At 71.7% G+C, this 22,511-nt stretch carries 24 protein-coding genes; 19 read left to right on the forward strand and 5 right to left on the reverse strand.

Features of this window, described 5'->3' with window-relative positions; genetic code table 11:
• Nucleotides 1–9: 9 nt before the first annotated feature.
• Nucleotides 10–2,280 carry a [protein-PII] uridylyltransferase gene (locus Cba03nite_RS25780; RefSeq protein ID WP_203751179.1) on the forward strand — a complete coding sequence of 757 codons (2,271 nt, stop codon included), beginning with the start codon at nt 10–12 and terminating at the stop codon, nt 2,278–2,280.
• A gap of 415 nt (nt 2,281–2,695) precedes the next feature.
• Nucleotides 2,696–4,252: a signal recognition particle protein gene (ffh, locus tag Cba03nite_RS25785; RefSeq protein WP_203751181.1), complete on the forward strand. Its 1,557-nt coding sequence runs from the start codon at nt 2,696–2,698 to the stop codon at nt 4,250–4,252.
• A gap of 352 nt (nt 4,253–4,604) precedes the next feature.
• Here ffh and Cba03nite_RS25790 read toward each other — a convergent pair whose 3' ends face one another.
• Nucleotides 4,605–5,372, reverse strand: coding sequence for a hypothetical protein (locus tag Cba03nite_RS25790; protein ID WP_203751182.1), 768 nt, complete (start codon nt 5,370–5,372; stop codon nt 4,605–4,607).
• Nucleotides 5,373–5,420: 48 nt separating this feature from the next.
• Between Cba03nite_RS25790 and Cba03nite_RS25795 the strand changes: the two genes are divergently transcribed.
• Both Cba03nite_RS25795 and proS read left to right on the forward strand, forming a co-directional pair.
• On the forward strand, nt 5,421–6,503 hold the full coding sequence (locus tag Cba03nite_RS25795; protein ID WP_203751183.1) for an amidohydrolase family protein: 1,083 nt from the start codon (nt 5,421–5,423) through the stop codon (nt 6,501–6,503).
• 162 nt (nt 6,504–6,665) lie between these two features.
• The gene (gene proS, locus Cba03nite_RS25800) at nt 6,666–8,075 is read left to right on the forward strand and encodes a proline--tRNA ligase (RefSeq protein WP_203751184.1); all 1,410 of its coding nucleotides are present in this window, start codon (nt 6,666–6,668) and stop codon (nt 8,073–8,075) included.
• A gap of 55 nt (nt 8,076–8,130) precedes the next feature.
• Here the strand turns inward: proS and Cba03nite_RS25805 are convergent, their stop codons facing one another.
• A complete protein-coding gene (locus tag Cba03nite_RS25805; protein WP_203751186.1) occupies nt 8,131–8,532 on the reverse strand; it encodes a hypothetical protein in 402 nt (133 codons plus the stop codon).
• 202 nt (nt 8,533–8,734) lie between these two features.
• On the opposite strand from Cba03nite_RS25805, the gene Cba03nite_RS25810 reads away from it, so the two are divergent.
• The 12 genes from Cba03nite_RS25810 (at nt 8,735) to Cba03nite_RS25865 (ending at nt 16,336) form a co-directional block, all read left to right on the forward strand.
• Complete coding sequence (locus Cba03nite_RS25810) at nt 8,735–9,385, forward strand: ribonuclease FAU-1 family protein (protein ID WP_203751188.1); 651 nt, start codon at nt 8,735–8,737, stop codon at nt 9,383–9,385.
• 316 nt (nt 9,386–9,701) lie between these two features.
• Complete coding sequence (gene rpsP, locus Cba03nite_RS25815; protein WP_203751190.1) at nt 9,702–10,181, forward strand: 30S ribosomal protein S16; 480 nt, start codon at nt 9,702–9,704, stop codon at nt 10,179–10,181.
• Nucleotides 10,153–10,416, forward strand: a complete 264-nt coding sequence (locus Cba03nite_RS25820; RefSeq protein ID WP_120318507.1) for an RNA-binding protein — start codon at nt 10,153–10,155, stop codon at nt 10,414–10,416. The genes rpsP and Cba03nite_RS25820 overlap by 29 nt, the downstream gene beginning before the upstream one ends.
• Before the next feature lie 16 nt (nt 10,417–10,432).
• Complete coding sequence (gene rimM / locus Cba03nite_RS25825; protein WP_203751193.1) at nt 10,433–10,951, forward strand: ribosome maturation factor RimM; 519 nt, start codon at nt 10,433–10,435, stop codon at nt 10,949–10,951.
• 23 nt (nt 10,952–10,974) lie between these two features.
• The gene (trmD, locus tag Cba03nite_RS25830) at nt 10,975–11,745 is read left to right on the forward strand and encodes a tRNA (guanosine(37)-N1)-methyltransferase TrmD (protein WP_203751250.1); all 771 of its coding nucleotides are present in this window, start codon (nt 10,975–10,977) and stop codon (nt 11,743–11,745) included.
• Between the two features lie 163 nt (nt 11,746–11,908).
• The gene (rplS, locus tag Cba03nite_RS25835; protein WP_203751196.1) at nt 11,909–12,265 is read left to right on the forward strand and encodes a 50S ribosomal protein L19; all 357 of its coding nucleotides are present in this window, start codon (nt 11,909–11,911) and stop codon (nt 12,263–12,265) included.
• Nucleotides 12,266–12,537: 272 nt separating this feature from the next.
• Nucleotides 12,538–13,326 carry a signal peptidase I gene (gene lepB, locus Cba03nite_RS25840; protein ID WP_203751199.1) on the forward strand — a complete coding sequence of 263 codons (789 nt, stop codon included), beginning with the start codon at nt 12,538–12,540 and terminating at the stop codon, nt 13,324–13,326.
• Nucleotides 13,327–13,361: 35 nt separating this feature from the next.
• Nucleotides 13,362–14,003 (forward strand): signal peptidase I, encoded by a 642-nt coding sequence (lepB, locus tag Cba03nite_RS25845; RefSeq protein ID WP_203751202.1) that lies wholly within the window; start codon nt 13,362–13,364, stop codon nt 14,001–14,003.
• A 50-nt stretch (nt 14,004–14,053) separates the two neighbouring features.
• Nucleotides 14,054–14,530 (forward strand): NUDIX hydrolase, encoded by a 477-nt coding sequence (locus Cba03nite_RS25850; RefSeq protein WP_203751204.1) that lies wholly within the window; start codon nt 14,054–14,056, stop codon nt 14,528–14,530.
• The gene (locus tag Cba03nite_RS25855; RefSeq protein WP_203751206.1) at nt 14,524–15,228 is read left to right on the forward strand and encodes a ribonuclease HII; all 705 of its coding nucleotides are present in this window, start codon (nt 14,524–14,526) and stop codon (nt 15,226–15,228) included. The genes Cba03nite_RS25850 and Cba03nite_RS25855 overlap by 7 nt, the downstream gene beginning before the upstream one ends.
• 65 nt (nt 15,229–15,293) lie before the next feature.
• Nucleotides 15,294–15,611, forward strand: coding sequence for a DUF2469 domain-containing protein (locus tag Cba03nite_RS25860; RefSeq protein WP_203751208.1), 318 nt, complete (start codon nt 15,294–15,296; stop codon nt 15,609–15,611).
• 119 nt (nt 15,612–15,730) lie between these two features.
• A complete protein-coding gene (locus Cba03nite_RS25865; RefSeq protein WP_203751210.1) occupies nt 15,731–16,336 on the forward strand; it encodes a murein hydrolase activator EnvC family protein in 606 nt (201 codons plus the stop codon).
• Here Cba03nite_RS25865 and Cba03nite_RS25870 read toward each other — a convergent pair.
• Together Cba03nite_RS25870 and dprA are read right to left on the reverse strand one after the other, a co-directional pair.
• Nucleotides 16,260–17,438: an aminotransferase class V-fold PLP-dependent enzyme gene (locus Cba03nite_RS25870; protein WP_308442761.1), complete on the reverse strand. Its 1,179-nt coding sequence runs from the start codon at nt 17,436–17,438 to the stop codon at nt 16,260–16,262. The genes Cba03nite_RS25865 and Cba03nite_RS25870 overlap by 77 nt on opposite strands.
• A gap of 395 nt (nt 17,439–17,833) precedes the next feature.
• Nucleotides 17,834–19,078 (reverse strand): DNA-processing protein DprA, encoded by a 1,245-nt coding sequence (dprA, locus tag Cba03nite_RS25875; RefSeq protein ID WP_203751213.1) that lies wholly within the window; start codon nt 19,076–19,078, stop codon nt 17,834–17,836.
• 116 nt (nt 19,079–19,194) lie between these two features.
• Here dprA and Cba03nite_RS25880 point away from each other — a divergent pair, with 116 nt between their 5' ends.
• Together Cba03nite_RS25880 and Cba03nite_RS25885 are read left to right on the forward strand one after the other, a co-directional pair.
• Nucleotides 19,195–20,682, forward strand: coding sequence for a recombinase family protein (locus Cba03nite_RS25880; RefSeq protein WP_203751214.1), 1,488 nt, complete (start codon nt 19,195–19,197; stop codon nt 20,680–20,682).
• A gap of 219 nt (nt 20,683–20,901) precedes the next feature.
• A complete protein-coding gene (locus Cba03nite_RS25885) occupies nt 20,902–21,471 on the forward strand; it encodes a DUF2637 domain-containing protein (RefSeq protein WP_203751215.1) in 570 nt (189 codons plus the stop codon).
• A 70-nt stretch (nt 21,472–21,541) separates the two neighbouring features.
• On the opposite strand, the gene Cba03nite_RS25890 is transcribed toward Cba03nite_RS25885, so the two are convergent.
• Nucleotides 21,542–21,799: a winged helix-turn-helix domain-containing protein gene (locus Cba03nite_RS25890; RefSeq protein WP_346112504.1), complete on the reverse strand. Its 258-nt coding sequence runs from the start codon at nt 21,797–21,799 to the stop codon at nt 21,542–21,544.
• Nucleotides 21,800–21,989: 190 nt separating this feature from the next.
• Between Cba03nite_RS25890 and Cba03nite_RS25895 the strand changes: the two genes are divergently transcribed.
• The gene (locus tag Cba03nite_RS25895; RefSeq protein WP_203751217.1) at nt 21,990–22,421 is read left to right on the forward strand and encodes a hypothetical protein; all 432 of its coding nucleotides are present in this window, start codon (nt 21,990–21,992) and stop codon (nt 22,419–22,421) included.
• The last annotated feature ends 90 nt before the right edge of the window (nt 22,422–22,511 follow it).

Consider the following 22,511-nt stretch of genomic DNA (forward strand, 5'->3'; position numbering starts at 1 on the left):
GTAGGAAAGATGGGCCCGGGGAACGTCGCGACTTCCGCATCGGACAGCGCGGCGGGCCCCGGGCCCGACTATGCGCGCCTGGCACAACGTGATCCCGCCTCGGTCGGCGCGCTCGCCCGCAGCGCCCGCGCCGACGCGCTGGACGCCTGGCTCAGCCGGCTGCTGCCGGACACCCCCGGCGTCGCCCTCGTCGCGGTCGGCGGGCTCGGCCGCCGCGAGTGCACCCCGCACGGCGACCTCGACCTGATCCTGGTGCACGCTGGGGTCCCGCGGGTCGACGAGCTGGCCGCCTCGCTCTGGTATCCCATCTGGGACGCCCGGATGGGCCTGGACCACTCCACCCGCACCGTCGCCGAGTCGCTCGACGCCGCCCACGACGACGTCAAGGTCGCGCTCGGCCTGCTCGACGCCCGGCACGTGGCCGGTGACCCGGCCCTGTCCGCCCAGCTCGCCCGCGCCGCCGTGGACCAGTGGCGGCGCACCGCCCGCCGCCAGCTCATGCGGCTGCGCGAGCTCGTCGAGGAGCGCCACGCCGCCCACGGTGAGCTGGCGTACCTGCTGGAGGGCGACCTCAAGGAGGCCGCCGGCGGCCTGCGCGACGTGGGCGTGCTGCGCGGCATCGGCGTCGCCGGGGTCGCCGACGCGCTCCCGCCGCAGGTGCGCGCCGCCGCCACCCGGCTGCTCGACGTACGCGACGCGCTGCACGTCAGCATCGGCCGGCGCAACGACCGGCTGCGTGCCCAGGAGCGCCTGCAGGTGGCGGAGCTGCTCGGCCTGTCCGACGGCGACGCGCTGCTGCGCCGGGTCGGGCTCGACGCGCGTACCGTCGCCTGGTCCCTCACCGACGCCTGGCGCTCGGTACAGCGCTGGCACGCCGCCGCGGTCCGCAACGGTGATCCGCGCGCCCGGGAGGCGTCGTCCGTACGCAGCCCCGTGGCCCGCGACGTGGTCGCCGTGGACGGGGAGATCGTGCTGGCCCGCGCCGCCGTCGGCCCGCACCCCGACCCGTCGCTGTCGCTGCGGGTCGCGGCCGCCGCCGCACAGCACCAGATGCCCATCGCGCGGGCCACCCTGGAGTGGCTCGCCCGGTTCTGCCCGCCGCTGCCCACCCCGTGGCCCTCTTCGGCCCGCACCGCGCTGCTCACCCTGCTCGGCGCGGGCACCGGCCTGGTCACCGCCTGGGAGGCGTGCGACCGGTTCGGGCTCACCTCGGCCTGGCTGCCGCAGTGGACCCGGCTGCGCGGCACCCCGCAGCACCACCCCGTGCACCGGTTCACCCTCGACCGGCACCTCGTGCAGGCCGCCGCGAACGCCTCCCGCTGGTCGCGCGAGGTCGCCCGGCCCGACCTGCTCGTGCTCGGCGCGCTGCTGCACGACGTCGGCAAGGGCCTGCCCGGCGACCACAGCGAGGTCGGCGCCGACCTGGCCCGCGAGATGGCCGCCGCGATCGGCCTGCCGCCCGCCGACGTCGACACCATCGCCACCCTGGTCCGGTATCACCTGGTGCTGCCCGACACGGCCACCCGGCGCGACCTCGACGACCCGGCCACCATCAACCATGTCGCCAAGCTCGTCGGCGACGCCGGCACGCTCGAACTGCTGCAGATGCTCGCCCGCGCCGACGCCGCCGCGACCGGCCCCGGCGCGTGGTCGGCGTGGAAGTCGAAGCTCATCGACGACCTGTGCCACCGCGTACGCAAGGTCCTCGGTGGCGGGCCGCTGCCCGAGCCCACCTCGCCCGATCCGGCGCTGCTGGCCGGGCCGCTGCCCGTGGTCCAGGTCGCCGACGACTGGGTGGCGCTGGCCGCCCGCGACCGGGTCGGGCTGCTGGCCGCCGTGGCCGGGTGCCTCGCCACGCACAAGCTGGAGATCGTCGCGGCCGGCTCGTCGACCATCGGCGAGCGGGCGATCATCGAGTGCGCGGTGAACAACCGGTACGGCACGCCGCCGGATCGCGAGCTGCTCGCCGCCGACCTGCGCCGGGTGGGGCTGGACCAGCTCCCGCTGCCGCGCCGGCTGGGCAGCGGGGGCGGGAAGCGGCCCGCCGGGGCCGAGCCGCGGGTGATCTGGGGCGAGGCGACCGGCGCGACGCTGCTGGAGCTGCGGGCCACCGACGCGCCCGGCCTGCTCTACCGGGTCACCTCGGCGCTGGCCGCGCTCGGGGTGGACGTCCGGACCGCCCGCGTGTCCACCCTCGGCGCCGACGTGGTGGACGCGTTCTACCTGGTCGGCGACGTCGACCGCGACGCCGTGGAGGCAGCGGTGCTCGCCGCCGTCTAACCCGCCGTCCGCGCGCCCGGTCCGCAGCTTCGCGGCCGGGGCGTTGATCGCGAGTTCGTGTCGAAACCTGTGGCTGGACCGCACTTCTGGACACGAACCGGCGATCTTCGTAGCGGGGGCGGCCGTGGCGGCCCGTGGCGGCGGCGGATGATCGCGGACTCGTGTCGAAAGGTGCGGTCCTGCCACAGGTTTCGACACGAAACACTGATCTTCGGGGTGGGCGAGGGCGGCCGGGGGCGGCGGCGGGGCGGACTTAGCCGACCATAGGCGCGGGGTGGGTGGTTGGGGCTGGGCGGGGCGGGTATGCGGGATCGGGCGGCGGTGGGATGAGGGCGGGGCGGCAGCGGCTACCCTTACCAGGGCTGCCTCTCGGCACTCGACCCACCCGAAATCGACCAATTGGGGATGTTGCGCTGTGTTTGACACCCTGAGCGACCGGCTCTCCGGCATCTTCTCCAAGCTGCGGAGCAAGGGCCGGCTCACCGACGCCGACGTCGACGCCACGGCCCGCGAGATCCGGCTGGCGCTGCTGGAGGCGGACGTCGCGCTGCCGGTGGTGAAGGCCTTCATCTTCCGGCTCAAGGAGCGGGCGCGCGGCGCGCAGGTGTCGCAGGCGCTCAACCCGGCGCAGCAGATCATCAAGATCGTGCACGAGGAACTGGTCGCGGTGCTGGGCGGCCAGGCCCGGCGGCTCCAGTTCGCCAAGCAGCCGCCGACCGTGATCATGCTGGCCGGTCTGCAGGGTTCCGGTAAGACCACGCTGGCCGGCAAGCTGGCCCGCTGGCTCAAGTCGCAGGGCAACCAGCCGCTGCTCGTCGCGGCAGACCTCCAGCGCCCGAACGCGGTGAACCAGCTGCAGGTCCTCGGCCAGCGCGCCGGCGTCGAGGTGTACGCGCCGGAGCCGGGCAACGGCGTCGGCGACCCGGTGCAGGTCGCCAAGGAATCGATCGAGCACGCCCGTCGCCACATGCGCGACATCGTGATCGTCGACACGGCCGGCCGGCTCGGTATCGACACCGAGATGATGGCGCAGGCCGCCTCGATCCGCGACGCGGTCGACCCGGACGAGGTCATCTTCGTCATCGACGCGATGGTCGGCCAGGACGCGGTCGCCACGGCCGAGGCGTTCCGCGACGGCGTGGGCATCACCGGTGTCGTGCTCTCCAAGCTCGACGGCGACGCCCGCGGCGGCGCCGCGCTGTCGGTGCGTGAGGTCACCGGCCAGCCGATCCTGTTCGCGTCCACCGGCGAGAAGCTGGAGGACTTCGACGTCTTCCACCCCGACCGGATGGCCAGCCGCATCCTCGGCATGGGCGACGTGCTGACCCTCATCGAACAGGCCGAGCAGGCCTTCGACGAGGAGCAGAAGGAGAAGATGACGGCGAAGCTGCTCGGTGGCGAGCAGTTCACGCTGGAGGACTTCCTGGACCAGCTGATCGCCGTGCGGCGGATGGGCCCGATCGCGAACCTGCTCGGCATGATGCCCGGCATGGGCCAGATGAAGGACCAGCTGGCGGAGCTGGACGACAGCCACTTCGACAAGGTCACCGCGATCATCCGCTCGATGACCCCGGGCGAGCGTGCCACCCCGAAGATCCTTAACGGCTCGCGGCGGGCGCGTATCGCGCGCGGCTCCGGCGTCACCGTCACCGACGTGAACCAGCTGCTCAACCGCTTCGAGCAGGCGCAGAAGATGATGAAGCAGATGGGCGGCATGATGGGCCTGCCCGGCGGCGGGCGCCGCAAGGCCACCAAGTCGCCGAAGAACAAGCGCAAGGGCACGAAGGGCGGCGGCGGCCCGCGTGGCGGCTTCCCGGCCGGTCTGCCCGGCGGTATGCCCGGCATGCCGCAACTGCCCCCGGGCATGGACCCGGCCGCGCTGGAGCAGCAGATGGGCGGCGGCAGCCCGTTCAAGGCGCCGAAGCTCGACTTCGGCAAGCTGACCCGCCGCGACGACGACAAAAACAAGTAGCTCGACGAAAAGATCGCCACCTCAGGGTCCGCAACCGGTCACCCCCCGACCCCGGCCCCGAGGTGGCGATCTTCGTCTTCTGCATGGGATCGATGCATGCAGTCGGGGAGGCGCCGTCGCAGTTGCTGACTGCCATCACTCAGCTGCGCCGGCGCCCCGCGCCTGGATCCATTATCGAACACATGTTCGAACAAGGCAAGCCATCGCGATCGATCGGCCAGATCGGCGACACTTCCGGGTGACGGCCCGGCGCCGCGGGCAAGATCGGTGGTTCGTGTCCAAACCTGGTGCCAGACCGCCGATCTTGACACGAGACAGCGATCTTCCCAGCGGCCCGAGGCCGGGGCCGGGGTCAGGGGAGGGGCGCCGTCTCCGCGGGGCTGGCGCCGACGCCGAGCGCCTCGCGCAGGCGGTGCAGCTCGGCCTCGGTGCCGATGGCGGCCCGGTGGGTGGGGTCTTCGACGTAGTGCCGGATCGCCGCAGCCAGGAAGGCACCGTCGACGTACGCCTCGCGGAAGCTGACGATCTTCATCTGGTACGAGCCGTCCGCCCGGCCGACCGCGAGCGCCAGCTCCCGCTGCTTCGGCGCGGGCGTGGGCGGGCCGCCGGGCGCGAGCGTGTCCCAGCCGTACCGCCGGGTGCGCAGCAGCCGCACCTCCACGCCCGCCGGGGTCAGGCGGACGCGGGGACCGCGCCGCAGCGCCCACACCGCGAGCGCGAGGCACGCGGCGGCGAGCACCGCGCTCATGCCCAGCAGCGCCGGATCGGTCACCGGCACCCGTCCCCCCGGCCCGGCTTCGGTCACCGGGATGCCGCCGAGCACGAACCCGGCCAGGATCGCCCGGTGGCCGCCTTGCGGCGCGGTCGGCGCGACGAAGCCGTCCGGCGTCGCCGTGAACGTCGCGGGCGGCTGCGCGTACCGCCGGATCACCAGGTGGTAGCCGCCGACCGGCACCAGGACCGCCAGCCCGAGCGGCAGCAGCAGCTCGACAAGGAACGCGGGCAGCGGGTAGGCGTCTTCCGCCAGCAGGCCCCACGAGTAGGGCGCCGCGATCCGCAGTCCGCAGGCGAGCAGCGCGAACCCGACGGCGTACCAGCGCAGGCGAGGCAGGGGCGGCATGGCGCACACCCTAGCCATCGCGCGCCATCGGTGTGGGACAGTGCCAGCATGGCGACGGCGCTGCACGTGCGGGGCGTGGTGCTCCCCGACGACGAGGTTCGTGACATCTGGCTGGTCGGGGACCGGGTCACCCTGTCGCCGGTGCCGGGGGCGGAGACGGTCAGCACCGGCGGGTACGTCCTGCCGGGTCTGGTGGACGCGCACTGCCACATCGGCATCGCGCCCGGCGGGGCGCCGGTCGCGAGCCTGGAGCAGGCGCGCGAGCTGGCCGCGATGGACCGGGACGCCGGGGTGCTGGCGATCCGGGACGCGGGCTCGCCGTTCCCGTACGCCGAGCTGGACGACGCCCCCGACATGCCGCGGCTGGCCCGCGCGGGCCGCCACGTCGCGCCGCCGCGCCGGTACCTGCCCGCGATCGGGGTGGAGGTGCCCGCCGCCGAGGTGGTCGCGGAGGTGACCCGCCAGGCGGGCGCGGGCACCGGCTGGGTGAAGCTGGTCGGCGACTGGATCGACCGCGAGCAGGGTGACCTGGCCCCGGCCTGGGACGAGGCGACGCTGACCGCCGCGGTGCACGCCGCGCACGCGGCCGGGGCGCGCATCACCGCGCACTGCTTCGAGGAGTCGAGCGTGGCCACGCTGGTGCGGGCCGGGATCGACTGCGTGGAGCACGGCACCGGCCTGTCCGCCGACGTGCTCGACCTGATGGCGCGGCAGGGCACCGCCCTGGTCCCCACGATGATCAACATTGAGACGTTCGGGCACATCGCGGAGACGGCCGCGGTGAAGTTCCCCCGGTACGCCAAGCACATGCTGGCGCTGCGGGACCGGTTCCCGGACGTGGTGTCGGCGGCGTACGAGGCCGGGGTGCCGATCTTCGTGGGCTCGGACGCGGGCGGCGGCATCACGCACGGCCTGGCCGCCCAGGAGATGCTGCGCCTGCACGCCGCCGGTATGCGCGCCGAGGACGTGCTGGCCGCCGGCGCCTGGCGGGCCCGCGACTGGCTGGGCTTCCCCGGCCTGGTCGAGGGCGGCCTGGCCGACCTGGTCGTCTACGCCGACGACCCCCGCGCCGACCTGCGCGCCCTCCTCGTCCCCCAGCGCATCATCCTCCGCGGCCACGTGGTCCGCTGACCCACGCGGCCCGCGCGGCCCGTGATGATCGTCCGACTTGCCTGGCAGACGGGCGTATCTTGGCCGCGCATACGTCCATGTGCCTGGCAAGTCGGACGATCACGGCGGACACGGGCGGGCTGCGGGCAGGCGCGGGGCGGGAGGTCAGTAGGATGACGCGCTATGGCACGCGTGCTCACTCCCCGGGCGGAGGACTTTCCCCGCTGGTACCAGGACCTGATCTCCAAGGCTGAGCTGGCCGACAACGGCCCGGTCCGGGGCACCATGGTCATCCGACCGACGGCGTACTCCATCTGGGAGCGGATGCAGGCCGACATGGACTCCCGGATCAAGGCGGCGGGCGCGGAGAACGCGTACTTCCCGCTGTTCATCCCGGAGAGCTACCTCAAGCGTGAGGCCGAGCACGTCGAGGGCTTCTCGCCCGAGCTGGCGGTGGTCACCCACGGCGGCGGCAAGCAGCTGTCCGAGCCGGTCGTGGTGCGCCCCACCAGCGAGACCGTGATCGGCGAGTTCATGGCCAAGTGGGTCGACTCGTACCGTGACCTCCCGCTGCTGCTCAACCAGTGGGCCAACGTGGTCCGCTGGGAGATGCGCCCGCGCGTGTTCCTGCGCACGTCGGAGTTCCTCTGGCAGGAGGGCCACACCGCGCACGCCACCGAGGCGGACGCCAAGGCCTACACCCTGAAGATCCACCACGAGGTGTACGAGCGCCACATGCGTGACCTGCTCGCCATCCCGGTCGTGCTGGGCCGCAAGACCAACCGCGAGCGCTTCGCGGGCGCCACCAGCACGTACACGCTGGAGGCGATGATGGGCGACGGCAAGGCGCTGCAGATGGGCACCTCCCACGAGCTGGGCCAGAACTTCGCCAAGGCGTTCGACATCGGCTTCTCGTCGCAGGCCGGCACCCGCGAGCACGCCTGGACCACGTCCTGGGGCACCTCCACCCGCATGCTCGGCGGCCTGATCATGTGCCACGGCGACGACAGCGGCATGCGCATCCCGCCCGCGCTCGCGCCGATCCAAGCCCTGGTCACCGTGGTCAAGGAGACCGACGGCTCGATCACGGCCGCGGCCCGCGCGCTCGTCGACGACCTGGCCGCCGCCGGGGTCCGGGTCAAGCTGGACGACCGGGTGGACACCCCGTTCGGCCGCCGCGCCGTGGACGCCGAGCTGAAGGGCTACCCGATCCGGGTCGAGGTCGGCCCGCGCGACCTGGCCGAGGGGCGTGTCGTGCTGGTGCGCCGCTTCGACGGCTCGAAGACCCCGCTCGCGCTCGGCGAGGCCGTCGGCGCGGTGACCGCCGCGCTGGAGGCCGACCAGAAGGCGCTGTACGACGAGGCGCTGGCGCGCCGGGAGAACAACACCGTCGACGTGTCCACGCTGGACGAGGCGTTCGAGGCGGCGGCGACCGGCTGGGCGCGGATCCCGTGGGCGAAGGTCGGCGTGGACGGCGAGGCGCTGGCCAACGAGCGCGCCGTCACGGTGCGCTGCCTGTACCGGGCCGACGGCTCCATCCCGGCCTCCCAGGACGAGCCCGACCTGACCGCGATCCTGGCCCGCTCGTACTGACGACCAGAACGCGAAAGGCGGCCCACCGGAACCCCGGCGGGCCGCCTTCTCCATGTCACGCGGCTGGCTGCTCCGGCAACCGCGACAGGATCACCGCAAGCGTGCCCTTGACCTCCGCCATATCGGTCTTGAGCGTGGACACGTCGGTCTTGAGCCCCGCGACGTCGGTCTTGAGCCCCGCGACGTCGGTCTTGAGCCCGGACACGTCGGTCTTGACTCCCACCAGGTCGTCCTCCAGCGCGGTGAAGCGGAGGTCCATGTGGGCCCGGGTGTCTGCCAGCTCGCTGCGCATGGCCGCGAGTTCGGCGCGGTGCTCCTGGTGGTAGACGGTGTGACGTTCCAGGATGGCGGTGTGCCTGCGCTGGGTCTCCGCGATCTGCCGGACGTGCTCGGCGAGCGAGTTGAAGTCCTCGTCGATCTTGGGGATGCGCTTGCCGTGTTCGATGGGAATCTGCATTCCCGGTCCTCCTGAGCGTTGGTGCACGGACATGACTCAGGTATGTGGCAGGCTCGTCGATCCGGCCCGGTCACCCGGACGAGTGCCACCCATTCCCGCTCCCTGTGCGAGCGGGCCGGGACAGGCCGCTGCGGTGCATCGCGACGAAACGACTCTAGTGTCGTACGACTTGGTCAATCAAGTCTTTGGCTAGGGTTGGCATATGCGTCTCGAACCCGGACGGGTGATCCTGCACCGACACTTCCACGGCCACCGCATCGGCCTGCTCAAGACGGCCGTGGTGGCCACCGACGACGAGCAGGGCCTGCTGCTCTGGGTGCCGCGCGGCGCGCCGATGCTGGACCGGCTGGCGGTGGACCGGCGCGGGCTGCGCTCCATGCCGTTCGCCGAGTGGATCAATGTCGAGACGAAGCTCTGGGAGGTCTCCTGGACCGGCCCGAGCCTGCTCAAGTGGCTGCCGCGCGGTGAGGACCACTCGGTGTGGTTCTTCCGGGACGAGGCGGGCCGGTTCACCCGGTGGTATGTGAACCTGGAGGAGTCCGGGGTCCGCTGGGACGACGGGCACGTCGCCGGGGTCGACATCGTGGACCAGGACCTCGACATCGTGGTGACGCCGGACCGGTCGTGGCGCTGGAAGGACGAGGAGGAGTTCGCCGAGCGCCTGGCGTACCCGCAGCACTACTGGGTGGCCGACGGGGATGCGGTGCGGGCCGAGGGCGAGCGCGTGGTGAAGCTGATCGAGGCGGGCGCGTTCCCGTTCGACGGCACCTGGTGCGACTTCCAGCCTGACCCGTCCTGGACGGTCCCCACCGAGGTCCCCGCAGGTTGGGACCGCCCCCGCGCCCGAAACTGACCGTCCCGCGGCCCGGCTCCCCGGTGATGATCGGCGTTTCGTGTCATTACCTGCGGTCTGACCCGAGGTTGTGACACGAAACATCGATCATGGGGCTGGCGGCGTGCCGCCGCGGGCCGGTGGCGCGGCGCACACGGCGTGGGGACCGCCCGCGCGCGGTGTGGACCGATCCGTCTGGCACAATGGCTAGCTGATTATCGGTGCGTTTCCGGCTGCCCTCTAACTTCCGGCGCGCGGCGATGTCTCGAGCAACGGAGCCCGGCAACCCCACGCAGGGCGATGGCGCTCACATCGATTCCCACAGGAGCGTAAAAACGTGGCCGTTCGTATCCGGCTTCTGCGGATGGGCAAGATCCGCAACCCGCAGTACCGCATCGTCGTCGCCGACTCGCGCACCAAGCGCGACGGCAAGGCGATCGAGTACATCGGCATCTACCAGCCGAAGGAAGACCCTTCGGTGATCGAGGTCAAGTCGGACCGGGTGCAGCACTGGCTGTCGGTCGGCGCGCAGCCGAGCGAGTCCGTGATCGCCATCCTCTCCAAGACCGGCGACTGGCAGAAGTTCAAGGGCCTGCCGGCCCCGCCGCCGCTGCTGGTCGCGGCGCCGAAGGCCGACCGCAAGGCGACCTACGAGGCCGCCGCTCAGGCTGCCGCGGGCCTCGAGGCCCCGAAGTCCGCCCCGGCGAAGAAGGCCGCCAAGGCGGAGCCCGCCAAGGCGGAGACGGCTGCCGAGCCGGCAGCCGAGGCCAAGGCTGAGGAGCAGGCCGTTGCGGCCGGCGACGAGCAGCAGGGCTGACGCAGCGCTCCGGCCCGCGCTGGAGCACCTCGTCAAGGGCATCGTGGACCACCCGGACGACGTCCGGGTGCGTCTGGTCGACAACCGGCGCGGGCCGCGGCTGGAGGTCCGGGTGCATCCCGAGGACCTCGGCACGGTCATCGGCCGGGGCGGCCGGACCGCGCGTGCCCTGCGCCAGGTGGTCGGCTCGGTCGGCGGCAAGGGCATCCGCGTCGACATCGTCGACGCCTTCTGACGGCGTTCAGCGGCTCATGCTTCTGATCGTCGGACACGTCGTGCGCGCGCACGGCATCCGGGGCGAGGTCCTGGTGCAGCCGCGCACCGACGAGCCCGCGCAGCGCTTCGCGGTGGGCTCGACGCTTCTCGTCGAGCCCACCGTCGCGGGGCTGCCCGGGACACTCACGGTGGAGTCGGCCCGCCCGCACTCGGGCAAGCTGATCGTCACCTTCGCGGAGATCCCCGACCGCAACATGGCCGAGCTGGCCAAGAGCGCGGTCCTCAACGTGGACTCCGCCGACGTCGCGCCGCCCGAGGACCCGGACGAGTTCCTAGACCACCAGCTGGTCGGGCTCGACGTGGTGACGGTCGGCGGCGAGGCGCTGGGCAAGGTCACCCGCATCGAGCACGCGCCCGCGTCGGACCTGCTGGTGGTACGCATGCCCGACGGCCGGACGGGGCTCATCCCGTTCGTCAGCGCGATCGTGCCCGAGGTGGACGTGGCCGGCGGCCGGATCGTCGTCGACCCGCCCGGCGGGCTGTTCGACCTGTGACGGACGTGCCCGTGACGAGCGGCATGCGCGTCGACGTCGTCACCATCTTCCCGGAGTACTTCGCGCCCCTGGAGCTGTCGCTCATCGGCAAGGCGCGCACCACCGGCGTGCTCGACCTGCGCCTGCACGACCTGCGCACCTGGACCCACGACGTGCACCGCACGGTGGACGACACCCCGTACGGCGGGGGGCCGGGCATGGTCATGCGCCCCGAGCCGTGGGGGGAGGCGCTGGACGCGCTGGCGCCCGCGGGCACCCCGGCGCGGCTGGTCGTGCCGAGCCCGGCGGGCGCGCCGTTCACCCAGGCCACCGCGTACGAGCTGGCCCGCGAGCCGCACCTGATCTTCGCGTGCGGCCGATACGAGGGCATCGACCAGCGGGTGCTGGACCACGCCGCGGAGCGGATGCCGGTCAGCGAGGTGTCGCTGGGCGACTACGTGCTCTTCGGCGGCGAGGTCGCCGTGCTGGTGATGATGGAGGCGATCACCCGGCTCATCCCGGGGGTGCTCGGCAACGCCGAGTCGCTGGCCGACGAGTCGCACGCGCACGGCCTGCTGGAGACGCCCGTCTACACCAAGCCGCAGTCCTGGCGGGGGCACGACGTCCCGGACATCCTGCGCTCCGGTGACCACGGGAAGATCGCCCGCTGGCGGCGCGACCAGGCGCTGCTGCGTACCGCGACCCGGCGGCCGGACCTGCTGGCCGCGCTGGACCGGGCGACGCTGGACAAGCGTGACCTCGCTCTACTCGACGGGGCCGGATTTCCGGCCCGGCCGGTCGATGTGGCAGAGTAGGGAGGTTGCCGTCCGCGGACGGTGACGTCTGCCGTCGCTCGGGCACGCCGTGCACGACGACGAGGACCCCGGACCCACGCCGCCTCAGGTTGGCGTGCGCGCGGGGTCAGTATCGCCCACACGCGCACCGGCCGACGGTGCGCTGAGAATCAAGGATGCAGCGATGAACACGCTGGACGCACTTGACGCCGCCTCCCTGCGGGCGGACATCCCCTCCTTCCGGGCCGGTGACACCCTCAAGGTGCACGTCCGGGTCGTCGAGGGCAACCGCTCCCGGATCCAGGTCTTCCAGGGCGTCGTGATCCGCCGCCAGGGCTCGGGCCTGCGCGAGACCTTCACGGTCCGCAAGCTGAGCTTCGGCGTGGGTGTCGAGCGCACCTACCCGATCCACGGCCCGGCGATCGACCGCATCGAGCTCGTCACCCGTGGTGACGTGCGCCGTGCGAAGCTCTACTACCTGCGCGACCTGCGCGGCAAGAAGGCGAAGATCAAGGAGCTGCGCGACGCCAAGGTCTCCTGAGACCCGGCCGACGCCGTTCACGGGCGGTGACACCTTCGGGTGTCGCCGCCCGTCGCCGTTCTGTCGCCCCGGATGACAGTCCCGTGTCATGAGCAGATCGGTACTCCCGAAAAGTTCTCTGGTCTTCTAGGCTGACGGCCGACATCCGGTGGCGAACTTCACGAGCGGCGGCAGTTGTGGCACTCCTTCCCAGCCGTAGGGCATCCCACGACGAGTTCACGGGCGAGCAGTGGAAGAAGCGCCGGCGCCGCAGCCGTCGCGGCCGTAAGGGCATGCCGCTGTGGCAGGAGCTGCCGCTCCTGCTGGTGGTGGCGTTCTGCCTGGCCGTGCTGATCCGCACCTTCCTGATGCAGGCCTTCTACATCCCGTCGGGTTCCATGGAGGACACCCTCCAGGTCGGCGACCGGGTGCTGGTCAACAAGGTGGTGTACGAGTTCCGCGACCCCACGCGCGGTGAGGTCATCGTGTTCAAGGGCCCCGACAACTGGGCTCCGGAGAACGGCAACGACACGAACGCGGGCTTCTTCTCCAAGCTCGGCCGCACCGTCGGCGACCTCGTCGGCATCAGCCAGCCGGGGGAGAAGGACTTCATCAAGCGCGTCATCGGGGTGCCCGGCGACCGGGTGTCCTGCTGCGACGTCGAGGGTCGGATATACGTCAACGGCGTCCCGATCGACGAGCCCTACGTCGTGCGCAACTCGTCGCTGGAGACGACCGCCGACAAGAGCTGCAACTCGCGCAAGTTCGCCGAGATCACCGTGGAGCCCGGCATGCTCTTCGTGATGGGCGACCACCGCCTGGTCTCCCAGGACTCGCGCTGCCAGGGCCAGGTGCCCATCGACGACGTGATCGGCAAGGCGATGGTGGTCGCGCTGCCGTTCGACCGCTGGGGGTCGGTGGCCCGCCAGGACGTGTTCGACAAGGTGCCGGACCCGGCGCTGGCCGCGGGCACCGCCACGCCCGCGCCCGCCCCGGAGCTGGCGCTGGTGGCTCCGGTGCTGCTCGGCGCGGCACTGCTGCGCCGGAGGATTACACGCGCCCGTGCAACACAGCAGGGGTGATCGTCGTTTTCAGTTTCGCCGCGTAGGCTCCGTGCGTGATTGACGAGCAGACCAAAAGCAGCAAGGGTTCGTTCTGGAAGGAACTGCCGATCCTGCTGGGCGTGGCCATCATCGTGGCGTTCCTGGTGCGGCAGTTCGTGGTGCAGACGTTCTTCATCCCGTCGGGATCCATGGAGGAGACCCTCCTCGTCGACGACCGGGTGCTGGTCAACAAGCTCGTCTACGACTTCCGCACGCCGGAGCGCGGCGAGATCATCGTCTTCGTGTCCCCGGAGAGCTGGCGTAACACCCCGGAGCACGAGGACTACATCAAGCGGGTGATCGGCGTGGCCGGCGACCGCGTGGTGTGCTGCGACCCGCAGGGCCGCATCCAGGTCAACGGCCACCCGCTGGACGAGCCGTACGTGTACCCGGGCAACCGGATGGCGCCGGAGGAGTTCGACATCACCGTGCCCGAGGGGCGGCTGTGGGTGATGGGCGACCACCGGGAGGCCTCCGGCGACTCGCTGGCCAACTACAACAACCACGGCCAGAACATCGAGGAGGCGACCGTGCCCGTCGATGCCGTGATCGGCCGGGCCTTCGTGCTGTTCTGGCCGTTCAACCGGACCACCTGGCTGACCGTGCCGGAGACCTTCTCGGGCGTGCCGGCGCCCTCGGCGGCGGCCGGGCGGTGACCCCGCCGCCGGGCGGGCGTGCCGACGGCGTACGAACTAGGCTCCATGACATGCAGGTGGCACCGCAGGCCGAACCACGGCGACGGCGTGCCGGGCGGGTGCTGCTGGTGGACGCGGCCGAGCGGGTGCTGCTGTTCCAGGGCAGCGACCCGCACCGGCCCGGCACCCGGTACTGGTTCACCCCCGGCGGGGGCCTCGACGACGGCGAGACGACCGCGCAGGCGGCCGCGCGCGAGCTGTTCGAGGAGACCGGCCTGGCCGTGCCCGCCGAGCGGCTGGGCGGCCCGGTGCACTCCGAGGTGACCTCGTTCTCCTTCGCCGGCGTCGCCTACCGCCAGGAGCAGGACTTCTATCTGGTACGCGTGCCGCACTGGAGCGTGGACACCAGCGGCTTCGACGAGGTGGAGCGGGCCTGGGTGCACACGCACCGCTGGTGGAGCGCGGCCGAGCTGCGCGGCACCGGCGAGGTCTACTACCCGGCGGATCTGGTCGAGGTGCTGCGCGGGGCGGGGGTGGGCGAGTGCTGAGCCCGTCCCGGCCCGTGCTGCGCGTCGACGGCGGCGTGTACGCCCTCGAACGGGCCCTCCAGCGCCGGGGCTTCCTGGTGGTGGCCGGAGCCGACGAGGCCGGGCGAGGAGCCTGTGCGGGCCCGCTGGTGGCCGCGGCGGTGGTGCTGCCGGAGGCCAAGCGCGCCGAGATCGAGGGCCTCACCGATTCGAAGCTGCTCACCGCGGCGACCCGGGACCGGATGTACGACCAGGTGCTCGCGGTGGCGGTGGCGCACGCCGTGGTGGTGATCGGGCCCGAGGAGATCGACAAGCGCGGGCTGCACGTGTGCAACCTCACTGCGATGCGCCGGGCGCTGGCCGCGCTGCAGCCCCGGCCGTCGTACGTGCTCACGGACGGGTTCCCGGTGGACGGGGTGGGCGTGCCGGGCCTCGCGGTGTGGAAGGGTGACCAGGTCGCGGCCTGTGTCGCGGCGGCCAGCGTGCTGGCGAAGGTGTCCCGTGACCGCATCATGACGCAGCTCGATATGGTGTACCCGCAGTACGGCTTCGCGTTGCACAAGGGGTACGGCACCGCCGAGCACCAGGCCGCGCTGGAGGAGCACGGGCCCAGCCCGGTGCACCGGCGTTCGTACCAGAACGTGGCGCGAGCGGGGCGCGGTCGTGCCGTCACGCAGGGTATGACCGAGCTGACGGCGCCGGGCCCCCTCCGTGGCTAAACGCGCGCCGCGTGGCACGGCGCGGTACGGTTCATCGGCAGGACGTGGCCGCAGGAGGGCGAGCGATGAGCGCAGAGGATCTCGAGAAGTACGAGACCGACATGGAGCTGCAGCTCTACCGGGAGTATCGCGACATCGTGCGCCAATTCTCCTACGTGGTGGAGACCGAGCGGCGGTTCTACCTGGCCAACCAGGTTGATCTGCACGTGCGCAACTCCGACGGCGAGGTCTACTTCGAGGTCGAGATGCACGACGCATGGGTATGGGACATGTACCGTCCTGCCCGTTTCGTGAAGAACGTCCGAGTGATGACGTTCAAGGACGTGAACGTCGAGGAGCTGGAGAAGCCCGACATCTCCCTGCCCGCCGAGGGCGGCTTCTGACGTACGGCCCCTAGCACACCGAGGACGTGACCGGGTGGTTGTCCCCAACCACCCGGTTGTCCACAGGTGCGCTCCGGCACCCGTGGCGCCGATATGGCCGCGCCCGGCAGGCTGCCGCCATGAAGCCGATCCGCGCCACACCGGTCCTGCTGCTCGTGCTCATCCTCACGGCGGCGCGCCCCGCGCCACCCACAGCGCCGCCCTGGGCTGCCGCCACTCCGCAAACCCGGTGGGCGGTCGCCGCGCCCGGCGGCTGGCGGTGGCCGCTGGCAGGCACGCCACGGCCGGTGCGCCTGTTCGATCCGCCGCCTGAGCCGTGGCTGCCCGGACACCGGGGCGTCGACCTCGCCGCCGATCCCGGCACGCCGGTGCTGGCCGCGGCCCCCGGCACCGTCGTCTACGCCGGGCGGCTGGCCGGGCGAGGCGTCGTCAGCATCGACCACGCCGACGGGCTGCGCACCACCTACGAGCCCGTCGACGCGTCGGTCCAGGCCGGTGCCGTGGTCGCCGCCGGGCAGGCGCTGGGCACGCTCGCACCGGGCCACCCCGGCTGCCCCGCCGCGGCCTGCCTGCACTGGGGGCTGCGGCGGGGGCCGGTGTACCTCGACCCGCTGACCGTGCTCGGGCTCGGCCGGGTCCGGCTGCTGCCTACTTCCGCAGCAGCGCCGGCAGGCCCTCGGCGAGCCGCTCGTACTCGGCGGCGCGGTTGTAGATCTGCGCGCTGAGGCGCACGAACGCCCGGTCCCGCCAGACCATCACGTTGACCTCGGCGGCGAGCTCGTCGGCGATGCGGTTGCGCAGCGCGGCCCCCTGGGCGTGATCGGTGACCAGGCCGTCCGGCACCGGCAGCAGCCGCATGCTCACGTGCTCGCCCGGGTCCGGCAGCTCCGCCGGGTCTACGCCCAGCGCCTCGCCGACCACGCGCTGGCCGTACGCGGCCAGCTCCGCGTTGTGCCGCTGGATCGTGTCGAAGCCGTACCGCTCGAACAGGCTCAGGCCCGTCGGCGCGGCCAGCCACGGGCTGTGGTCCACCGTGCCCTGCTGCTCCAGGAAGGCGGGGAAGCCGTCCGGCTGCGAGTGCGAGACGACCAGCGGCACCATGCGCTCCCGCCACCACGGCGCGACCCGGAACAGCGCCGTGCCCGCGGGCGCGAAACCCCACTTGTGCAGGTTGCCGACCCAGAAGTCGGCCTCCAGGCCGCGCGCCGGGTGGGCCAGCATGCCGGGGGCGTGCGCGCCGTCCACGAGCAGCGGCACGCCGCGCTCGCGCAGCGCGGCGGCGATCGCGCCGACCGGGTGCCGCTGCGCCGTCGCCGACGAGACCTGGTCGACGATGACCAGGCAGGTGCGCTCGCTCACCCGCGACAGCACCGCCTCGGCGGTCTCGGCGTCGGACGAGTTCAGCTCGACCGGGACCGTCACCACGCGCACCCCGTGCCGCTGCGCCACCTCGGTCAGCGCCAGCCGGACCGCGTTGTACCCGTGGTCGGTGACCAGGATCTCGTCGCCGGACCGCGGGGCGACGGCCGCCAGGACGAGCGCGGTCGCGGTGGTCGCGTTGGCGACGAGCGCGCTGTCGTCCGGGTCGGCGCCGCAGAACCCGGCCAGCGTGGCGCGGGCCGCGGCGACCCGCTCCCACAGCCCCGCGTTGGTCACGAACCGCACCGGGTTCGCGTCGTGCTCGTCGATGAGGCGCTGCCGGGCCGCCCGGACCGGGGCGGGCACCGCGCCGAACGAACCGTGGTTCAGATGCGCGACGGCCGGGTCCAGCGCGAACAGCTCACGGCTGCCGTCCAGCGGGGCGGGTGCTACACGAGAGGTGATCACGTAACCGGAGTCTAGGCCGCCCCGGCCCCCCACCACAGGCCCCAAACCCCGTTCCCACAGCCTGGCCACCCCGTCCCCGCCCACCACCGCGCCGGGGCACGCGATGATCACGGTCTCGTGTCCAAAAGTGAGGTCCGGCCGCACATCCCGACACGAAACCGCGATCTTGGCGGGGTTGCTCCCGGTGGCGGGGCGGCGATGATCGCGGGTTCGTGTCACAAAGTGGGGCTGGGCTGCGTGTTCCGACATGAGACGGCGATCTTGGCTGGGTGTCCCGGTGGGGAGGGGTGGGAAGATCGCTGTCTCGTGGCAAAAGGTGGGGTTGGGCCGCACTTTTCGACACGGGACAGCGATCTTCACTCGCAGCTACCCCGGACGGGGCTGGCTGGGCGGGGTCAGGGGCGCCGCGCGGGGCGGGGGCGGGAGTAGGCGCCGGAGTGTTCGCGGAGGTGGCCGCGCAGCGCGAGGGAGGGGAGTCTGGCCAGGGCGTCGCGCAGGGAGACGCCGGCCTCCGCGGCGATCTCGGGGGCGTGGGCGGCGCCGCGCCGGGGGACCGCGTCGACGAGCTGGCGTTCGACCGGGTCGAGGGCGTCGAGCGGCTGTTGCGCGCCGCGCGGCACGGGAGCGAGATCGCCTATCCCGCCCACCTCCTCCAGGACCTGGTCCACCGTGGCGACCAGGCGCACCGGTTCGTCCGGCCCGCGGCGCAGCTCCTCGTGGCAGCCCACGGACATCTCCGAGGTGATCGGCCCCGGCACCGCCATCGCCGCCCGGCCCAGCTCCCGCGCCCGGCGCAGCGTCTGCCGGGCGCCGCTGCGCGCCCCCGCCTCCACCAGCACCGTGCCCCGGGCCAGTGCCGCGATGACCCGGTTGCGGACGAGGAAGCGCATCTTGAACGGCGCCGTGCCCGGCGGCCACTCGCTGATCAGCAGCCCCTCCTCGGCGATCTGCTCGAACAGGGCGCTGTTGCTCAGCGGGTACGGCCGGTCCACGCCGCAGGCGAGCACCGCCACGGTCAGCCCGCCGGCCGCCAGCGCGGCCCGGTGCGCGACCGCGTCGATGCCGTACGCGCCGCCGGACAGCACCGTCCACCCCCGATCGGCGAGGCCGTAGCCCAGCTCCGCCGCGGCGTGCGCGCCGTACACGGTGTTGGCGCGGGCGCCGACCAGCGCGACCGAGCGCCCGGCCACCTCGCCCAGCGGGTGCGGCCCGCGCAGCCAGATGCTCTGCGGCGGGAACGTGTCACGGTCGATGGTGGACGAGGTGTCCCGGCTGATGTGCCGCAGGTCGGCCAACTGCGCGGGCCATTCGGCGGACTCCGGAGTGATGACGCGTACGCCGAGCCGCGCCGCGCGTTCCCAGAGCCGCTCGGCCAGTTCGACGGCGGGGCGGCCCTGCAGGCGCAGCGCGGCGGCCTCGGCGAGGGGTCCGGACTCCAGCCCGGACGCGAGCCGGTCCAGCGCCTCGACGGGTCCGTGCGCGGTGACCAGCCGATGCAGTGCGGCGCTGCCCGGTTCGAGGAGGCAGCCGAGCACGATGCGAGCGTCGCGGACCGTCCGCGTGTCGACGCCGTCCGGCGCGGCGGGTTCGGGATCGGCCGGGCGGGCCGCATGGACGGCGGCGGGTTCGGGATGGGTCATGTCAGGGCTCCCTTGCGCAGTTCGAAGGCGATATTGATCTCGGCGGCGCCCGGCCGGTCCAGCCCGGCGAGGTCGCCGAGGGTCCAGGCGACTGCCAGGATGGCAAAATGGGGGATGTGGACGCACTCATCTACACGCGGCAGTCCCAGGACCGGACCGGTGACGAACTGGGCATCAGCCGCCAGCGCGACGACGCCCTGAGTCTCGCCCGGACGCGCGGCCTGAACGTCGTGCGCGAGCACGCCGACAACGACGTGAGTGCATCGGGGCGTAGGCGTCGGCCGGGATTCGAGGCGCTACTTGCCGACCTGGACAGTGGACGTGCTCAAGTCGTCGTGGCCTGGGATCTGACCCGGCTCACCCGCAACCCCCGTGACACTGTTCGGCTGCTCGAAGTCGGCGAGCGTCGCGGGATCACGATCGCGCTGGTACGCGGTTCGGACATGGACCTGAGCACTCCGGCAGGCCGTCTGACCGCATCCGTGCTCGCCAGCGTCGCCCGGCACGAGATCGAGCAGAAGTCCGACCGTCAGCGACGTGCGGCACTCCAGGCTGCGGAGCAGGGCAGGCGTGTCGGGGGTCGTCGTCCGTTCGGCTATGAGCAGGATGGCCAAACGGTCAGGGAGAGCGAGGCATCGGCGATCCGGGACGCGTATACGGCCGTCCTGGAAGGCGTCCCGCTCGCCCAGGTAGCTGCCGATTGGAATTCCCGTGGCCTGCACACGCCTCAGGCGTCCCGTGACGGTTCCGCATCCACCTGGACGGGTCAGACAGTCGGGCCGGTGCTGCTGAACCCTCGCTATGCCGGACTGCGCTCGCACGTCACTGCGCGGGTTCGCGAGCAGTACAAAGACCCGCGTAAGGCTCGGATCGCCGGCATCGTCGGCCAGGCTGCCTGGGACGGCCTGGTATCGGAGGACACCTGGCGTGCCGTGGTGGAGGTACTTACCGATCCGGCGCGCTCCCACCCTGGCCGTACGCCGCAGGCACTCCTGACCGGTGTGGGCCTGTGCGGACTGCCCGGTGACGTGGTGCTCAAGGACCGCGACGGCCAGGAAGCGGCCAGGGTGTGTGGCCACACCGTCCACCGTGGCGGAGCGTCTCCCGCGTCAGGTGGTAGGTATCCGACCTACCGGTGTTCGGGACCTGTTGAGCACCTGGTCCGTAAGGCGGAACCGGTAGACGACTGGATCGGCATGGTGGTCGTAGAGCGGCTGTCACGGCCTGACGCGCGCCTACTGCTGCAACGGAACACCGGTCCGGATGTTGCCGTGCTGCGCCGGGAGGTCAAGGCACTGCGCAAGCGCCTGGACGGCCTGGCGACCCTGCTCGCCGATGAAGTGCTTACGGAAGCGGGTGTGCGCCGGGAGTCGGCCAGGTTGAAAGCCAAGATCGCTGAAACTGAGCAGTTGTTGGCCGACAACGGACGCGTGGACGTGTTGGGACCGCTGATCGAGGCAGACGACAAGCAGGCGGCCTGGGATGCGCTCGACACGGCGCGTCAGCGGCTTGTCGTGGACACCCTCATGATCGTCGCCCTTCGTTCCACGGGACGCGGCACACGCACGTTCCGTCCGGAGTCCGTAGAGATCATCTGGCGATAACGCCAGACCCAACCAATGGAGTGGTCCGCGCAGCGTGCAACTACGCGGACCACGTGACCGGACGTAGGAGGTCCAGTCATGACCGATGCTATGCCCCCTCAAATCGCCGCTGCGCCCCGTGGAAGGGGTTGGGCACGTGTGGGGTTCTGGACGGGCGTGATCGCGTCCGTAGCGGCCAACGTGGCACACGCGTTCCTCGCGGGATCACCGTCCTGGCTCATGCTGATGTTCGCGGCGCTTCCGCCGTTCGCGCTGCTGGTCGGGATCGAGGTCATCGCCCAGGTCCAGTGGCGCAAGGTCTGGTATCAGGCGGTGATCCGTTGGGGTGCCGTGGGCAGCGTCGCGGCGATCGGCGGTGTTGTCAGCTACGACCACATGCGGGCAGCGCTCCACGCCCACGGAGAAACCGGGGTCGGTTCCGTACTGCTTCCGGTGCTCGTGGATGGCCTCATGACCGTCTGCTCTGCCGCACTGCTGACGATCGGCGACAACCAGCGTCGTGCGGAACGTGCAGCGGAAGTCCCGACCCCTGAGGTTCTGGTCCAGGGCCCGGCAGAGCTTCCGGGTTCGGCCACACCGGAAGTGGCGGACGCTCCTCGAAAGGTACGGATTCCCGCACGTCCCGCCGCTGGCCGCAGACCGGAAGTCACGCGGGAACTGGCTTCCGCCCTGATGTCTGCCGAACCGGACCTGAACCGCGAGCAGCTCGCCGCACGACTGGGCATCAGCTCCCGGCGCCTGCGGGATCTGATCGGGCCGGCAAAGACTTCCGAACTGGCTTCCGCATAACCCCACCTGCGTAGCTGCCGGGCTGGTCCACGTGACCGGTCCGGCACTTCCGCATGTGGGGGACCGGAAGTCAGGACTCGGGGACGAACACTCCACGGCCAGGGACACCGATCACGGTTCCGCGCGTGCGCAGCACGATCATTACGCGGGAGATCGTGCCGTCACTGACGCTGTACAGCTCCGCGAGCTTCGCGATCGTCGGCAACTGCTGGCCGGGCTGATACTCCCCGGACTCGATCCGGGCGGTGATGTCCGCCGCGATCTGGGTGGAACTCATCGGGATAGCGGGCATGGTGACTTCCTCGGGTTGGCTCTCCGAGTCGATCACGTCTACCAACTTCACTGCAACCAGGTCATGTACTTCCTCAACCTCTTACAGTAGGTTGCAGAAGTGGCCTCGGGTTGGCGCTTGAGGCTCATGGGCGGGCTGGCGCACCCGGCTCGCCCACCCCTTAGCAACCCCGCCGTACGCGCCCACCGAGACCGTGCGGCGGGGTTCCCTATCTCAGGAGTCAGCCGTGAAGTTCAGGAAAAGGACCATGGTCATCGCCGTTGCCTCGCTGGTCTGCGCGGGGGGCAGCATCGCGGGCCTGAGTGCGTTCCTGCTGAGCCGGTTCGATGCTGGCGGGACCACCAGGACCATCAGGGGATCGGTCGCGATCGAGTACGGGCACTACGGCAACAACACTGCTGGCTGTTTCGGCAGGGGAGGGTACGACGATCTTCACGTCGGCACCCGTGTCGTGATCACCGATGCGACTCAGCGCGTCGTCGGCGTCGGGGAGATCACGGCCACGGACGAACGGGACTGGCGGTGCAAGCTGTTGTTCCAGGTCGAAGGAGTGCCCGCGGATTCCGACTTCTACAGCGTGATCATCGCCAACCGCGACCCGTTGGAGGTGAGCGCGGCCGAAGCCTCCAAGCCTCTGGACCTGTCGCTAGGCCGCTAGACGCTCCGCTTGAGCCGTTCGGACGACTTCGAACGGGGGATAGCTAGCCGAAACGGCCGGTGGAAAGAGCGGGCTGGCTGCGTACCGTGA

This window comes from Catellatospora bangladeshensis (assembly GCF_016862575.1).
Taxonomy (GTDB): Bacteria; Actinomycetota; Actinomycetes; order Mycobacteriales; family Micromonosporaceae; genus Catellatospora; species Catellatospora bangladeshensis.

Excerpts from the sequence above, each read along its gene's own strand:
- Cba03nite_RS25780 (WP_203751179.1), top strand. The coding sequence starts at position 10 with ATGGGCCCGGGGAACGTCGCGACTTCCGCATCGGACAGCGCGGCGGGC.
- Cba03nite_RS25790 (WP_203751182.1), bottom strand. The coding sequence starts at position 5,372 with ATGCCGCCCCTGCCTCGCCTGCGCTGGTACGCCGTCGGGTTCGCGCTG.
- Cba03nite_RS25795 (WP_203751183.1), top strand. The coding sequence starts at position 5,421 with ATGGCGACGGCGCTGCACGTGCGGGGCGTGGTGCTCCCCGACGACGAG.
- proS (WP_203751184.1), top strand. The coding sequence starts at position 6,666 with ATGGCACGCGTGCTCACTCCCCGGGCGGAGGACTTTCCCCGCTGGTAC.
- Cba03nite_RS25805 (WP_203751186.1), bottom strand. The coding sequence starts at position 8,532 with ATGCAGATTCCCATCGAACACGGCAAGCGCATCCCCAAGATCGACGAG.
- Cba03nite_RS25810 (WP_203751188.1), top strand. The coding sequence starts at position 8,735 with ATGCGTCTCGAACCCGGACGGGTGATCCTGCACCGACACTTCCACGGC.
- rimM (WP_203751193.1), top strand. The coding sequence starts at position 10,433 with ATGCTTCTGATCGTCGGACACGTCGTGCGCGCGCACGGCATCCGGGGC.
- trmD (WP_203751250.1), top strand. The coding sequence starts at position 10,975 with ATGCGCGTCGACGTCGTCACCATCTTCCCGGAGTACTTCGCGCCCCTG.
- rplS (WP_203751196.1), top strand. The coding sequence starts at position 11,909 with ATGAACACGCTGGACGCACTTGACGCCGCCTCCCTGCGGGCGGACATC.
- lepB (WP_203751199.1), top strand. The coding sequence starts at position 12,538 with ATGCCGCTGTGGCAGGAGCTGCCGCTCCTGCTGGTGGTGGCGTTCTGC.
- Cba03nite_RS25850 (WP_203751204.1), top strand. The coding sequence starts at position 14,054 with ATGCAGGTGGCACCGCAGGCCGAACCACGGCGACGGCGTGCCGGGCGG.
- Cba03nite_RS25860 (WP_203751208.1), top strand. The coding sequence starts at position 15,294 with ATGAGCGCAGAGGATCTCGAGAAGTACGAGACCGACATGGAGCTGCAG.
- Cba03nite_RS25865 (WP_203751210.1), top strand. The coding sequence starts at position 15,731 with ATGAAGCCGATCCGCGCCACACCGGTCCTGCTGCTCGTGCTCATCCTC.
- dprA (WP_203751213.1), bottom strand. The coding sequence starts at position 19,078 with ATGACCCATCCCGAACCCGCCGCCGTCCATGCGGCCCGCCCGGCCGAT.
- Cba03nite_RS25885 (WP_203751215.1), top strand. The coding sequence starts at position 20,902 with ATGCTGATGTTCGCGGCGCTTCCGCCGTTCGCGCTGCTGGTCGGGATC.